Genomic DNA, 14,491 nt, shown 5'->3' on the forward strand with positions numbered 1-14,491 from the left:
TTGTTACTTATGCAAGAACTAGCGCTCCGTACACTAGTGCACCGACAATCACGTAAGCAGGGTGTACTTTCCACTTTTCTAAAAGTAAGTAGCTAACAACGATTAATATAATTGTTTGAAGGAGGCCAGTTCCTTCGTACGACTGTGCAAAAAATCGGTACGCCATAACGCCAAGTAATAGGGCAATTGTTGGGCGTACGTAATTTGTCATTCTTTTTACTTTTGGTGAATCTTTAAATTTATAAAGTAAGCTCATGAGGCCGATCATTAGTAGTAACGACGGGGCAACCGTTGCGAAAACAGCGATACTCGCACCAAGTACTCCGCCTACCTCATAGCCAATGTAACCTGCCATTTTCGTTGCAATTGGGCCTGGCAAGGCGTTTCCGAGAGCAAGCACTTCACTAAACTCTTGAACCGTTAACCAACCGTAACGATGAACCACTTCATTTTCAACTAATGGGATAGAAGCAGGACCACCACCATACCCTAGTATCCCTGGAATAAAGAAGGCGAGAAATATTTCCCAATAAAGGATCATGCTGATTCGCCTCCTTTTTCCGGTTGTTTATCTTTTTTAAAAAATGCCGCAGCTAGTAGCACTCCAATTAGAATTCCAGGGTGCAAACCTAACATTTCAATAAGTAGAAGACTTGCTACTACTAAAATAATTGCAGGTAGGAGGCCAAGACCTTTTTTTGAGTTCTTGAAAAAATCCCAAGTTAGCACTGCGAGCATCACCCCTACGACAGGAACAACTGCTTTTGTCATTCCTTGGATGACTGGATTATCTTTAAATTGCGTTAAGGTCGTTAAAATGACTATCATTAATAGAATGGTCGGCATAATGGATGCAAAGATCGCATTCAACATACCTAGCACTCCACCTACTCGGTAGCCGATATAACCTGCCATTTTCGTATTTATAGGTCCAGGTAACGTATTGCCAAGCGCAAGTACATCTGAAAATTCATCGTCCGTGAGCCATTTAAATCGCTCGACTACTTCCTTATGTACGAGCGGAATACTTGAAGGACCACCGCCATAGCCTAGCATTCCAGAACGAAAAAATGCGATAAAAATATGCCATTGCTTCATGCTGAAACCTACTTTCTTTTTAGATGGATCAAGATTAGTATTGATCTTCATCTAGTTTCATTTTATTTCCGTTAAACGGCGTTGGGTTGGGGTTAATCGCGGGTGGGTATTGCATTTTATTTGCGGTAATTCACTTTTATTTGCGGTAGCACGCTTTTATTTGGTACTGTCAATAATTATGTGTAAGCATTTGTACTCAATGAGTTATATGTCTTTGTTAGTGGAGGATTCAGGCAGCCGCGGCTGCCTGAATCCTCCACTTTTAGGCTTTGGGATACCGCTCCTCAAACATTTTTAATATTTGATCATGAGCTAGGCCGAATCCACTTAGTTTTCTTCTTGACCAGCGCTCGTTATAGTCGATAGAGGTCAGGTACGTAATCTTTTCAGCTGCTTCAATGTTAGGCAGGCTATTCATGGTTTTTAACCTCTTGCGGATTTCCTTAATGGTACGCTCAATAAGATTTGTAGTGTAGATGTACTTTTGGACATCCTCAGGGTAGCGTAAAAAGGTTAAGAGTACTGGAAGGTCTTCTTCCCAAGAAGCTATTTCTCGACTGTAGCGCTTTTTCCATTTCTCCCTGAGCTCTCCGAACGCTTTCTCAGCTTCTTCGTATGTGCTTGATGTATAGACTTTTTTAAAATCAGTACTTAGCTCAGCTTGATCCTTCTTACGTGCTTTATTCATAGTGGAACGGACCTTGTGTATTACACAACGTTGAACATCAGCTTTTGGAAAGATGGAACGAAATGCCTCTTCGAGACCAGTCAGTCCGTCAAAAACGCCTAGCAGTACTTCCTGTACTCCTCTGTTGCGCAGGTCCTGGAGGATTTCCTTCCAACCATTTGAAGATTCTATTCCTCCTACATAAAAACCAAGGATTTCCCTGTGGCCTTCCGGAGTAATTCCTAGAACAATATAGACAGCTTCTTTGGCTACTGTATCTCTACGAATCTTTACAAATAAAGCATCAAGAAATAAAGCACAATAGCGCTCCTTTAAAGGGCGGTTCTGCCATTCAATCACATCCTCCATCACGGCAGATGTGATATTCGATATGGTGCCAGGGGAATATTGTTCCCCAAGCAAGTTTTTCAAGATGCTCCCTACCTGACGGACTCCAACCCCGTGTTGATAAAGTTGAACAACGAGCTCATCTACTGCAACCATTCGCCTCTGATAAGGCTCAAACATATTAGTTGTGAACTCTCCCTTACGATCACGGGGAACAGCCAAATCTTCAACGCGGCCATACATGGTGTCGAGAGTCCTCGGATAGTATCCGTTACGCGAATTTCCTTCTCCGACAGGTTCGTTCTCTAGTACACTCTTGATTTCCTCACGCAAGATAGTTTCTATTTTCTCCTTTAGGAGATCCTGCATGGAGATTTTTAAGATAGTGGCTAAATCTAATTTATCTGTGTTAAAATGAGACATGGATAAAGTACTCCTCTCAAAGGTTATTGTGGTGATAACTCAGAGAGTACTTTGTCCTTTTTTATTTGTCTAGCAAAAGGACTTACACATACTTTTATACATCATCTTTTATTTGCGACAACTACTTTTTATTTGCGATTACCCACTTTTATTTGCGATAACCAAGCTTTATTTGCGATCCCCCACTCACCAACGCCAGTCCCCTCTACTACATTAATACCCCGCTACTTCACCATCAGTTCTTGATTCCGTTCCACCTGTTAGGACGCCTGTTTCCGGGTTGCGCCAGATGATTTGACCGCGTCCGAAGCTGCCAGAGTCTAACGCGACTTCGATTTGGTGACCTTTTCGCGCTAACGCTTGTGCGAGATGGGTCGGGAAGGTTGGTTCGACCATCACTTTCTTCCCTTCCATCCATTGCCATCTAGGTGCGTCTAATGCTGCTTGTGGATTCAAATGGAAGTCAATTGTGTTCATAATTACTTGCATGTGACCTTGTGGCTGCATGTAACCGCCCATAACACCGAAAGGTCCGACTGCTTCATCACCCTTCGTTAAAAAGCCTGGAATGATTGTATGATATGTTTTCTTTCCTGGCGCTAATGCGTTTTCGTGTTCAGGATCTAATGAAAAATCGTGTCCACGGTTTTGTAAGGCAATGCCAGTTCCGGGAACGACTACTCCTGAGCCGAAGCCCATATAGTTGCTTTGGATGAAAGATACCATGTTTCCTTCGCCGTCAGCTGTAGCTAAGTAGACCGTACCACCTTTTGGCGGAGTTCCAGGCTCAGGCGTAATGGCCACATCTCCAATTAGAGCACGTCGCTCCGTTGCGAATTTTTTGCTTAAAAGCTCCTCTGCACTGTATTTCATTGTGCGCGGGTCAGATACGTATTTTTTTGTATCTTCAAACGCTAGCTTCATCGCTTCTATTTGTTTATGATACGTTTCTACCGTATCTCTATCAGTAAACACATCATCGTTTAAAATGTTTAATGCCATTAGGGCTGCTATTCCTTGGCCGTTCGGAGGAATTTCCCAAACGTCGTACCCTTTATAATTTACACGAATTGGGTCTACCCATTCAGGTTCATAGTTTGCTAAGTCTTCATACGAAATAAATCCGTTATGTTCCTTTGAAAAGGCTGCGATTTTTTCTGCTAATTCTCCACGGTAAAATGCTTCGCCATTCGTTTCGCCAATTGCACGTAACGTATTTGCGTGACCTTCTGATGCCCAAATTTCGCCGATTTCTGGTGGACGACCTTTTGGAGCAAACGTTTCGAACCAACCTGAAAATTCTTCTGACGTTCCTTGCTGTTTGTATGCTTGATAAGCTCCCTTCCAGTACTTTCCTAACGTCGGTGATACTGGGTAGCCTTCTGTTGCGTACTGGATAGCTGGCTCTAATACTTCGCTTAATGGTAATTTTCCAAATCGTTTCGAAAGTGTCGCCCACGCTGCTGGTGCTCCTGGTACTGTAACAGGAATTAATCCGAGCTTTGGCATTTTTTCTGTGTACCCTCGTTCCTTCACCGCATCGATGGAAAGAGAGGCAGGGGCTGGACCGCTTGCATTTAATCCGTGCAATTCCCCTTTTGTCCAGACAAGCGCAAACGCATCTCCGCCAATCCCATTAGATGTTGGTTCCACTACTGTTAAACAGGCTGCTGTTGCAATGGCTGCATCAATGGCATTTCCACCTTTTTTTAAAATATGTAATCCTGCTTGTGCAGCTAAAGGTTGTGATGTTGCGACCATACCATTTTTCGCGAACACTGTATTTCGCTGCGATGGATATGGATGGTATAAATAATCTTGTTTCATTTTTCCCAATCCCCCTAATATTTCGATTTTCGAAATTATCTATTATTATACTTACTTTCTCTACTATTTTAAAGCAATTTATCATTTTTAGGGTAGGCAAATAAAAAAGAACCCTAACAATCATGGGTTCACTTAAGATGGTAGTGGTAATGTTATTAAGATCGTTGTTCCTTTTTCTGACGTATCGTACACTTCAATTGTACCACCATGGTTATCTACAATTCGTTGCACAATTGTTAAGCCAAGACCTGTACCGGTTTCTTTTGAAGTGAAAAATGGATTAAAAACTAACTTTTTCGTTTCATCAGGCATCCCTATACCGGTGTCTTTTATAAATAGTTGATATTCTTTTTCCTTCTTTACTGAATAAACCGAAAGTTCCCCCGTACCGCCCATCGCTTCCATGCTGTTTCTTGCTAAATTGTATAGTACTTGTTTCATTTGTTTTGGGTCGAGGAAAAGCTTCGTATCGTCTAGGTTAATAGTAACTTTTAAACGACTATTATTGTTAAACAATTTTGGGATTTCGTTAATGATGTCAATAATGGACATTTTTATTAAATGTTGTGTAGTTGGTCTTGCAATGAGTAGCATATCATCCACGATGGAGTTAATTCGGTCTAACTCTTTTAGTAATAGTGCCAACTGATATTTTTCATTTTGTTCTTTAGTAAAGCTTTGTTTCATTAATTTTATAAACCCAGAAATGACTGTCAGCGGATTGCGAATTTCATGGGCCGCTCCTGCACTCATTTCTCCTAAAAGTGCTAGTTTTTCTGTTTGTTGAATTTTTCTTTGCATCTCTTCAATTTCTGTTATATCGATGAAATGTATAATTCTCCCGATAAGCTGTTCGTTTTTATTTTTCAATTCAGATTGGGAAAATAAAAGAACTTGACTTTTGTATAGAACTTTTTGGTTTTTGCAAAATTCTCTAGAGCGAATTATTTTCCAAAATTGTTCATCTGATCTTAGCTGACCAATAACTTCCTTCTCATTAATCTTCAATACTTCCTTCGCTGTTACGTTTAGGAAAAATTCATTTACCGTATCATCTGACGTAATGATCCCTACTGGTAAAGAATTTAATATTTGTTCACGATATGTTTTATCCTTTTTCACTTGTTCAAACATTTTATAATAATTTTTAAAGGCAATTGACACGATTACAACTATAATAGTAAAAACGGCTAAGCCAAAAATAGGAAAAGGATCTATTAATATTAATAAAATAATAGATAATATTAGTGTCGCAAAATAGTGTGTCACCGATCCGTCACTTAGATTTTTAACCATAGTAGTTACTTTTACTGAGTTGGCAATAGCAAAATAAGATGCTATAACGGCAATATTTACAACGAAATAAATAGCCGTTGAAACGATATAAGCGTGCGCATACTCTAGTGATAATGCGCCAATTTCTCCACCGAGGGTTTTATAAATATAATAAGCAATCGTATATAAACTAACATAGAGACTAAAGTTAAATAAATGCTTCCACCACTCCGTCCCTTTATGAGTAAAGTAATTTGGCACAATACTTAGCAATAATATGAAAAGTGTCGTTTCAAGTCCATAGAAAAAAAGGGTGGATAAATAGATGGTAGCATCTAAACACAATGAGTTATCACGGGGAGGAATGTAAATTAAATAAATATTTAATAGGGCAACAGCAAAAATTGATAATAGGATAATACTCCAATGAGGCACAACAATATTAAATGAAAAATGCGTAATAAATAGAGCAAGTCCTATCATTATAATGCTTGCTATATATAAATTACTCGTTTTTTTAAAAAGGGCTTGAATTCCCATCAATATCACACTCTATCCACGAAAGTCCTTATCATTTTACTACTACTCTCATTTTAATTTATTTGTTTTGATTTTACAATATTTAACTTTGTTTGACAGCATTCGAGTTTTTTCGACTTTTTTGGAAGAAAAAAGGAACCTCTCTGTCAAAGAGGTTCTAATCCTGTAAAGGTAACGTAATTAAGAAAGTTGTCCCATTTTCTGATGTCTCAAAAACTTCTATTTTTCCGTGATGGTCGTCTATTATTCTTTGTACAATCGTTAAGCCGAGCCCTGTACCAGTTTCTTTGGAGGTGAAAAACGGATTGAATACCGTTTTTACTGTCGCTTCGTCCATTCCTGTTCCACTATCTTTAATATATATTTCATATGTTTGTTCCTTTTTTACTGAATAAATGGAAAGTCTCCCGAGCCCATCCATCGCTTCCACACTGTTTCGTATTAAATTGTACAAAACTTGCTTCATCTGTTTCGGATCAACTAGTAGTTTCGTATCATCCAACTGAATCGCAACGTGCATAGAATCGTTAAGTAATAGGTTTTTGGGCAGTTCATTTAATATTTCTTTAATCGACATGCGCATAAGTTGTGGAGATGCTGGTCGTGCAACCGTGAGCATATCTTCAACTATCGTATTAATCCGCTCTAGCTCTTTAAGCAATAAAGGCAGTTGATACCTTTCGTTATTTTCTTTCGTAAAGCTTTGTTTCATTAACGTTAAAAATCCTGAAATAACGGTTAATGGGTTCCGAATTTCGTGCGCCGCTCCTGCACTCATTTCTCCTAAAAGTGCAAGTTTCTCTGTTTGGTTTATTTTTCTTTGCATTTCCTCTATTTCTGTCATATCAATAAAATGGATAATCCTACCGATAAGTTGTTCTTTCTTATTTTTTAATTCGGATTGTGACAATAGAAATAATCGATCGTTATGTTTTACATTTTTATTATGGCACAAGTCTCTAGAATAGATTACTTTCCAAAATTCCTGATCTTTATATAAATGAGGCTTTACGTCCTTTTCCTCTATTTGTAGAAGCTCTTTTGCTGTTGAATTTAGAAAGAATTCATTTAACGTATCGTCTGATGTTATAATTCCGACTGGTAACGAATCTAAAATTTGTTCTCGATACGTTTTATCCTTTTTCGCTTGTTCATACATGTTAAAATAGTTTTTAAATGCAATCGATACTAGTACGTTTATAATCATGAAAATTAGTAGGCCGAAGATTGGGTGCGTTCCCATTAGAATAAGTAAAATATAGGATAAAATCAGCGTTGCTAAATAGTGAAAAAAAGAATCTTCCGCAATGCTTTTTGCAATAGAAAACATATTGGTATCGTTTGCCATAGCAAAATAAGAAGTAACAATAAAAATGTTCACGATATAATAAACTGCTGTAGAAATGATATAAGCATGTGCATAATTTAAGCCGAATAATCCTATTTCTCCACCGGTATAAATAAAGGCATAATACGCACCAATTATTATCCAGTTGTACATACCAAAATTTACTATATGTTTCCACCATTCGGTTCCGTCTGTAATCCAATTGGTACTATGTTGAACAATGTAGTAGAGAATCGTACTTATTAATAAAATTTGTAATGTAATTTCAATTCCATATAAATACATTACGCTTAAATACACAGTCGTATCCAAACATAATCTATTATCTTTTGGTGGTAAATAAATCATAAAAATATTTAATAAAATTATCGCAATTACAAGTAACCCCAATTGAAACCCGTTCGTTAACGGCATAGAAAAAGAAAAGTGCATTAAAAATAGAAGCACTCCGATGATTATTATGAAGGTTGCAAATAGATTGTGGGATTTTCTTAAAGATGATAGATTCCCCATATAAGACCACACTCATTTTTTTAATATTGTTAGACAAACCTACTATTAGTTTAGTTTATACGTAAAAAATATACAATAGATTCAAAAATACACAAATTAGTACATTAATTCATACAAAACAAAAAATCTTTCCTAAGAAAGCTCTTAGAAAAGATTTTTGCTTGGTCGACATTCTCCATAAAATACTTTATGTTGTTAATGTCACATCGGTTATTTATAGTATTACCCGATTAATTATTTTTTATTCATCAGAATTTGAAGATTCTTGTGGCTCGTCTTGCTCTTCTTCTTCATCTTCAGCAGGAGTGTCTTCTTCCTCGTCTGCTGGCGCATCTTCTTCCTCATCCACTGGAGGAGCTGTTACTTGAGTACTCTCCTCTTCTAATAAGGCAGTTAATGGCTTATTGAAGAAATCAATTGGATTTACAGCAATGCTATCTTTACGAATTTCAAAATGAACATGAGTGTATTCGTTGTTCATTACGCTTGTTCCAGCTTGTGCAATGGATTCACCTTGCTTAACGGAATCGCCTACTTCTACAAATAGTTCATTTAAAGATTGGTAGAACGTCTTTACGTTATCGCCATGATCAATTTCCACTACAAATCCTAGTAATGGATCTGATTCTGCACGAGTTACTGTACCGCTTAATGCAGCGACTACTTCAAATGTTTCTCCATCTTTTAATGCGATGTCAATTCCTGTGCTTGGACGATAAATTCCATTATAGGATACGAAAGATTTTTCTTGCTCATCTTCCGGTCTTGTAGGATCCCAGAAATGTTTTTCAATAACAGTAGAGTCAACATCCACTACTGGAAATAAGAAGTTTTCTACTGGACTAGTAACTTCTACTGCTGGTTGATCTCCTTGTGAAATATCCCCTTGACCGTTCGTATCATTTCCTAAATCTGGTTCAGTTGAATTTGCTGCTTGGAACATTAGTACTGCCGTTAAAATTATTGCTGCACTTGCTAAATAGATTGCTGGGAATACCCAACGCTTTTTCATAACCTTTTGCCACTTCGAATTTAGAGAAGTCCGTTTCTTTTCTTCCTCTCTCATTTATCATCACCTCAGCAATCATTCTGAACAGAATCCGAGAATAATATACATATCTATCAAAAAAAATTTTTAAATAGTTAATATTCGTTACTTTTTATGGAATTATTCATAGATTTAGGAGTTTTTTATTTTTTTTCGTATTAGATTTGTTTGTAGGGGTTGTCCGTTGCAGTTATCCGCGGAGCCTGAGTTCTAGTCTTTCATCCGTTTCCTGTACGCTTAAAACTCACTTAAACTTATATTTTCATATTAATGTTGCTAGCTGGTAGATTTTTTTAGTCATTTAATGCACTATACGATGTACCTGTTGAGTTATTGAAGTACTTGGAAGATTTATTGATGCACTCCTCGAATTTTTTGATGCACTTGGAAAATTTATTGACGCTCTTCTCGCGTTTTTTGACGCACTTGGAAGATTTATTGACGCTCTTCTCGCATTTTTTGACGCACTTAGAAATTTTATTGACGCTCTTCTCGCATTTTTTGACGCACTTGGAAGATTTATTGACGCACTTGCCAATTCGGAACTACCTTTGGGACCAATCAAAATTTCGGACAAAGACCGCTTCTTTTTTGTGCCAACCGTGACGTTTTTTCCAGCCTAACTAACTCGGTTTTACGCCAGCTGCGACTCTTTTTCGGCCAACCGGATTCACTTTCACGCCTACTGCATCGCTTTTTCGGCCTACCGAACTTGCTTTCACGCCAACCGAACTGACTTTCACGCCTACTGCATTGCTTTTTCGGCCAACCGAACTGACTTTCACGCCAACCGACACACTTTTTCGGCCAACCGAACTCGCTTTCACGCCAACTGCATCGCTTTTTCGGCCTACCGAACTGACTTTCACGCCTACTGCATCGCTTTTTCGGCCAACCGAACTGACTTTCACGCCAACCGACACACTTTTTCGGCCAACCGAACTCGCTTTCACGCCTACTGCGCCCCATATTCGGCCAACCGAACTCGCTTTTACGCCAGCTGCGACTCTTTTTCGGCCAACCGGATTCACTTTCACGCCAACTGCATTGCTTTTTCGGCCAACTGAATTCACTTTCACGCCAACTGCATCGCTTTTTCGGCCAGCCGAACTCGCTTTCACGCCAACCACAATGCTTTTTCGGCCAACAGGATTCACTTTCGCGCCAACTGCATCGCTTTTTCGGCCTACCGAACTGACTTTCACGCCTACTGCATCGCTTTTTCGGCCAACTGAACTAACTTTCACGCCAACTGCCACACTTTTTCGGCCAGCCGAACTGACTTTCACGCCTACTGCATCGCTTTTTCGGCCAACCGAACTGACTTTCACGCCTACTGCATCGCTTTTTCGGCCAACTGAACTAACTTTCACGCCAACTGCCACACTTTTTCGGCCAGCCGAACTGACTTTCACGCCTACTGCATCGCTTTTTCGGCCAACCGAACTGACTTTCACGCCTACTGAATTCAATAATTGACGCTTTTCCCGCTTTTATTAACGCAACTCCCCCGCCTATTCACTCCGTACTAGTAGTATCAATAAACAAATAAACCCCTCCTACTGTTTTCGTTAACAAGTAAGAGAGATTTGTGTTGTTATTTTATTATGAAAGTTCTAAATTGTTACAAAAATAATCCATAATCCATTTACAACAAGAACGTTTGTTTGTATAATGGAGCTGTCGGAAATAGAAAGGGGTTTTTGTATGACAGTAAAAGTCGTGGAACATAAGTTTGAAGGAGATGCCGAGCAAGTATCAAAATGCAAAAGAATCTTTATTATCAGCTTCCAAACATTTGCCCAATATTGTTAGTCCTACTATTCATTACGGCATTTGGCCACAAGGTGCTTCACAAAAAAATCCGGACACTCATGTATATATCCTCTGTGTAGAAGTATCCTCTTTTGATGGAATACCTGAATGGTACTTCCGAACAACGTTAGCGCCTCAACAATGTGTTGCAGCCGTAGATAATAGTGATAATCCGTTCAATGCCGCGGGAGAGAAAATGCAGGCTTTCCTGGAGGATAAAGATTATTCTTTTTCAGCTGATGGCCGTAAATATACAATCTGCGAAAAATACGAATATGACGGTGAAGGGTATTCTAGGTATTCTTTACCTATTATATAGAGGGTGTTAAGGGATGGAAAAAATAAAAATTCAAAATGAAGCGAAACAGCTGGAGGCAAAGCAAGCAAACATTGGAGGTTCTTCTTTCTTTGAAGTTTTTGCAGAAGGTATGAATATTACTTGCGCTACACTTGAGGGAACTACTTTTCATGATGTGAATTTAAGCAAGGTGACGATTACGGATGCAAACTTAAGTGATTTAGAAATTAATGGCGCCCAATTAGGTGGGGCATACATTCATCACATCGGCTTACCTCCAGAGGGCCATGAAAACTTTGTTCCAGGAGCAAAACAACGACCGTTAACGTTTGAACATTGTGAACTCGAAGGAAGCCGTATTTCTAACTGTAACCTTACAAATGTTGAAATTAATGACTGTGAGCTTACTGGATTAAAAATTAATGGAATATTAGTAGAAGACTTATTAGCATCCTATAAAAGGTAATAATCGCAAAAATGGTGATCCTCGTATTTTGCGAAGATCACCATTTATTCTTATTGTTTTGCCGTTAGTTTCGTTACAAATTGTTCTGCGCTTGCTATTTCAACACCACGGTAATAATGCGTAACGATTTGGTCATGAGTACGACCTTCTTTCGCCATTCCGTTAGCGCCGTACTGGCTCATTCCAACTCCGTGACCATAGCCTTTTGTTTGGATGACAATTTGATCGCCCTTACGCTCCCATGCAAAGTCACTAGAGCGGAGTTTTAACGCTTCACGAACTTCCCTGCCGGATAGCTCTTTGCCGTTAATCTGGACCGTTTTCACCCTGTTACCAGTTGTCCTTGACACGATATTACCGATAGAGCCGTCATTTGCTAGCTTTACACCGAGGAGTTTTTCAAATTGTTCTACCGTTACAACCGTTTGATCTAAAAACTCTTTTGATTCTGTATCCCAAGGACTTTCTACACTACGTAAGTATGGATATTTGTTGGACCAATATTCTTCCGAGTTTTCTGTAAAACCATTGCTTGTTGAAAAAAAGCTCGCATCGATCGGTTCATTTTCATATGTTAATATTTGGCCAGCAGTTGCTTGAACAGCCTTTTGGATTTTTTCCATTTTCCATTCATAGTCTCCTGGGTCCCATTGTTCTTTTAATTGTGCTGGACTTTTGTATACTTGATGTTGAACGGTATCAGAGACGATTGCACCTGCTGGAACACCTTTCGGGTCATTTATGAGCATCTGTCTCACTACATACGTTCTTGCCGTCAATGCCTGTGCTTTTAATGCCTCCAGCTCGAAATCTGCTGGCATTTCTGACGCTACTACACCTACAATATATTCCTCTAGCGGAATTTCCTCGATGTTTCCAGCTTGGCTTCGATATACTGGAACGTCAACAGGCGAGCTTAAATCAATCGGTTCCATGTCTTTCGTTTGTACATTTTCGGTTAGCTTTCCGGCTTCCTTGTCTGCAAACGGTACGACTACTAGAGCTGGAATTAGTAGGATCATAACAAAAAGGATAGATGAGAGTACGATAATTGGTTTTATGTTTTTCATAAATGTGTCGAGCCTCCGTTTGAAATGAAATACTTGTATATTCCATTCTTATGGGCTTGGACAAGCAATTATGACAAGATTTGTCTCACAAAAAGAAATGACAACTTTTTTTATTTTTGTTACATAATTGTCATGATTATGTAAAACAATAGAAGGTATGAGCGAAAATTATCAGAAATAAACTAGAGGAAAGCATAAAAGCGGAGGCAGCTCGCTTAGGTCCAATCAAACTGGAGCTTTTTCGCAGGAGATAAAGGAATCACGGCGAGCGATCTTTGAGGCGATGATGACTTATCGTACGGAGGAAAAGTGAAGTTTGAGCCGGGCCTAGCCGCCGGAGCTAGTACCGCATATAAAATGGTTGGCCCAATAAAAAAACAAAGGTCCAGACTCTATTAAAAGAATCTGAACCTGTGTGTCTATTTTATGCTTCTTTTACTTCTACTTCTGAAACAGCTGGTGCGCTTTCTAACGTAATACGTTCTACGTCTGCACCAAGGCTTGCTAATTTTTGATGGAAGTTTACGTAACCACGGTCTAAATGTTTTAGTTCCGTTACACGTGTATAACCATCCGCAATTAATCCAGCTAAAATTAATGCAGCTCCTGCACGTAGGTCAGTTGCGGCAACTTCAGCACCTTGAAGAGTAGAAGGTCCATCGATAATTACCGAGCGGCCATCTATTTTTATATTGCCGTTCATGCGTCTAAATTCTTCTACATGCATGAAGCGGTTTTCGAAAACTGTTTCTGTAATCATACTTGTGCCATCAGCAGCAAGTAATAATGCCATCATTTGCGATTGCATATCCGTCGGAAATCCTGGATGTGGCATCGTTTTAATGTCTACAGGCTTTAAACGCTCTGGACCGATAATACGTAATCCAGTTTCTTCTTCTTGAATTGTTACGCCCATTTCTTGCATTTTTGAAACTAGAGATGATAAATGTTCTGGTACTGCACCTTGTACTAGTACGTTACCGCCAGTAATGGCAGCTGCTACCATAAACGTCCCAGCTTCAATTCGATCTGGAATAATATGATGAGTTGTACCGTGAAGTTCTTTTACACCTTCAATACGAATTGTGCCAGTTCCTGCACCACGAACTTTCGCTCCCATTCCGTTTAGGAAGTTTGCTAAGTCCACAATTTCAGGTTCTTTCGCTACATTATCAATAATTGTTGTACCTTCAGCTAATGTAGCTGCCATCATAATGTTTTCTGTTGCTCCTACACTTGGGAAGTCTAAATAGATTTTTGCACCTTTTAATCTTCCTTCGACTTCTGCATCAATAAAACCATTACCAACTTTTACTTTTGCTCCCATTGCTTCGAAACCTTTTAAGTGTTGGTCAATAGGCCTGGAACCGATTGCACATCCTCCTGGTAGGGCAATTTTCGCTCGACCTTCACGAGCTAATAAAGACCCCATCACTAATACGGATGCTCTCATTTTTCTAACGTATTCAAACGGTGCTTCCATCATAAGCTCTCTTGAAGCATCAACCGTAATACGATTGTTCGAAAAGCTTACATCAGCATTTAAATAACGTAATACTTCGTTGATCGTATAAACGTCAGAAAGCTCTGGAACGTCCAAAATTTCACATTTACCTTTACTTGCTAATAATGTTGCAGCGATAACAGGCAGTACTGCATTTTTTGCACCTTCTACCTTCACAGTACCCGTAAGCCTTTTTCCGCCACGGACGATGATTTTATCCAAGGTCTTCCCCTCCGCGTCCTATGTTCTCT

The 14,491-nt window shown here is 39.1% G+C and carries 12 protein-coding genes; 2 read left to right on the plus strand and 10 right to left on the minus strand.

Annotated features, from left to right (window positions below; all coding sequences use genetic code 11):
* Window positions 1–7: 7 nt before the first annotated feature.
* The 8 genes from BC6307_RS21805 to BC6307_RS21840 all read right to left on the minus strand — a co-directional run bounded on the left by BC6307_RS21805 (window position 8) and on the right by BC6307_RS21840 (window position 10,559).
* Complete coding sequence (locus BC6307_RS21805) at window positions 8–538, minus strand: chromate transporter (protein WP_066421216.1); 531 nt, start codon at window positions 536–538, stop codon at window positions 8–10.
* Window positions 538–1,098, minus strand: a complete 561-nt coding sequence (locus BC6307_RS21810) for a chromate transporter (protein WP_066421188.1) — start codon at window positions 1,096–1,098, stop codon at window positions 538–540. The genes BC6307_RS21805 and BC6307_RS21810 overlap by 1 nt, the downstream gene beginning before the upstream one ends.
* A 262-nt stretch (window positions 1,099–1,360) precedes the next feature.
* Window positions 1,361–2,536, minus strand: a complete 1,176-nt coding sequence (locus BC6307_RS21815; protein ID WP_094366035.1) for an IS256 family transposase — start codon at window positions 2,534–2,536, stop codon at window positions 1,361–1,363.
* 213 nt (window positions 2,537–2,749) lie between these two features.
* Window positions 2,750–4,363, minus strand: a complete 1,614-nt coding sequence (locus tag BC6307_RS21820) for a gamma-glutamyltransferase family protein (protein WP_066421597.1) — start codon at window positions 4,361–4,363, stop codon at window positions 2,750–2,752.
* Between the two features lie 132 nt (window positions 4,364–4,495).
* Entirely contained in the window at window positions 4,496–6,178 is a 1,683-nt protein-coding gene (locus BC6307_RS21825) for a two-component system sensor histidine kinase NtrB (protein WP_066421596.1), read from the minus strand.
* 157 nt (window positions 6,179–6,335) lie between these two features.
* The gene (locus BC6307_RS21830) at window positions 6,336–7,958 is read right to left on the minus strand and encodes a two-component system sensor histidine kinase NtrB (protein WP_066421594.1); all 1,623 of its coding nucleotides are present in this window, start codon (window positions 7,956–7,958) and stop codon (window positions 6,336–6,338) included.
* Window positions 7,959–8,280: 322 nt separating this feature from the next.
* Window positions 8,281–9,105 (minus strand): stage II sporulation protein SpoIIQ, encoded by an 825-nt coding sequence (gene spoIIQ / locus BC6307_RS21835; protein ID WP_066421592.1) that lies wholly within the window; start codon window positions 9,103–9,105, stop codon window positions 8,281–8,283.
* 605 nt (window positions 9,106–9,710) lie between these two features.
* The gene (locus tag BC6307_RS21840) at window positions 9,711–10,559 is read right to left on the minus strand and encodes a hypothetical protein (protein ID WP_094366229.1); all 849 of its coding nucleotides are present in this window, start codon (window positions 10,557–10,559) and stop codon (window positions 9,711–9,713) included.
* A 272-nt stretch (window positions 10,560–10,831) separates the two neighbouring features.
* Between BC6307_RS21840 and BC6307_RS21845 the strand changes: the two genes are divergently transcribed.
* Window positions 10,832–11,221, plus strand: a complete 390-nt coding sequence (locus BC6307_RS21845; protein ID WP_157076707.1) for an AraC family transcriptional regulator — start codon at window positions 10,832–10,834, stop codon at window positions 11,219–11,221.
* Between the two features lie 13 nt (window positions 11,222–11,234).
* Window positions 11,235–11,666 carry a pentapeptide repeat-containing protein gene (locus BC6307_RS21850; RefSeq protein ID WP_066420516.1) on the plus strand — a complete coding sequence of 144 codons (432 nt, stop codon included), beginning with the start codon at window positions 11,235–11,237 and terminating at the stop codon, window positions 11,664–11,666.
* A 50-nt stretch (window positions 11,667–11,716) separates the two neighbouring features.
* Here BC6307_RS21850 and spoIID read toward each other — a convergent pair whose 3' ends face one another.
* Both spoIID and murA read right to left on the minus strand, forming a co-directional pair.
* Entirely contained in the window at window positions 11,717–12,736 is a 1,020-nt protein-coding gene (spoIID, locus tag BC6307_RS21855) for a stage II sporulation protein D (RefSeq protein ID WP_066420514.1), read from the minus strand.
* Window positions 12,737–13,160: 424 nt separating this feature from the next.
* Window positions 13,161–14,462 carry a UDP-N-acetylglucosamine 1-carboxyvinyltransferase gene (murA, locus tag BC6307_RS21860; RefSeq protein ID WP_066420513.1) on the minus strand — a complete coding sequence of 434 codons (1,302 nt, stop codon included), beginning with the start codon at window positions 14,460–14,462 and terminating at the stop codon, window positions 13,161–13,163.
* Between the last annotated feature and the right edge of the window lie 29 nt (window positions 14,463–14,491).

It is taken from the genome of Sutcliffiella cohnii (assembly GCF_002250055.1).
Lineage (GTDB): Bacteria > Bacillota > Bacilli > Bacillales > Bacillaceae_I > Sutcliffiella > Sutcliffiella cohnii.

Excerpts from the sequence above, each read along its gene's own strand:
- BC6307_RS21825 (WP_066421596.1), bottom strand. The coding sequence starts at position 6,178 with ATGGGAATTCAAGCCCTTTTTAAAAAAACGAGTAATTTATATATAGCA.
- BC6307_RS21820 (WP_066421597.1), bottom strand. The coding sequence starts at position 4,363 with ATGAAACAAGATTATTTATACCATCCATATCCATCGCAGCGAAATACA.
- BC6307_RS21810 (WP_066421188.1), bottom strand. The coding sequence starts at position 1,098 with ATGAAGCAATGGCATATTTTTATCGCATTTTTTCGTTCTGGAATGCTA.
- BC6307_RS21850 (WP_066420516.1), top strand. The coding sequence starts at position 11,235 with ATGGAAAAAATAAAAATTCAAAATGAAGCGAAACAGCTGGAGGCAAAG.
- BC6307_RS21845 (WP_157076707.1), top strand. The coding sequence starts at position 10,832 with ATGCCGAGCAAGTATCAAAATGCAAAAGAATCTTTATTATCAGCTTCC.
- BC6307_RS21830 (WP_066421594.1), bottom strand. The coding sequence starts at position 7,958 with ATGCACTTTTCTTTTTCTATGCCGTTAACGAACGGGTTTCAATTGGGG.
- spoIID (WP_066420514.1), bottom strand. The coding sequence starts at position 12,736 with ATGAAAAACATAAAACCAATTATCGTACTCTCATCTATCCTTTTTGTT.
- spoIIQ (WP_066421592.1), bottom strand. The coding sequence starts at position 9,105 with ATGAGAGAGGAAGAAAAGAAACGGACTTCTCTAAATTCGAAGTGGCAA.
- BC6307_RS21815 (WP_094366035.1), bottom strand. The coding sequence starts at position 2,536 with ATGTCTCATTTTAACACAGATAAATTAGATTTAGCCACTATCTTAAAA.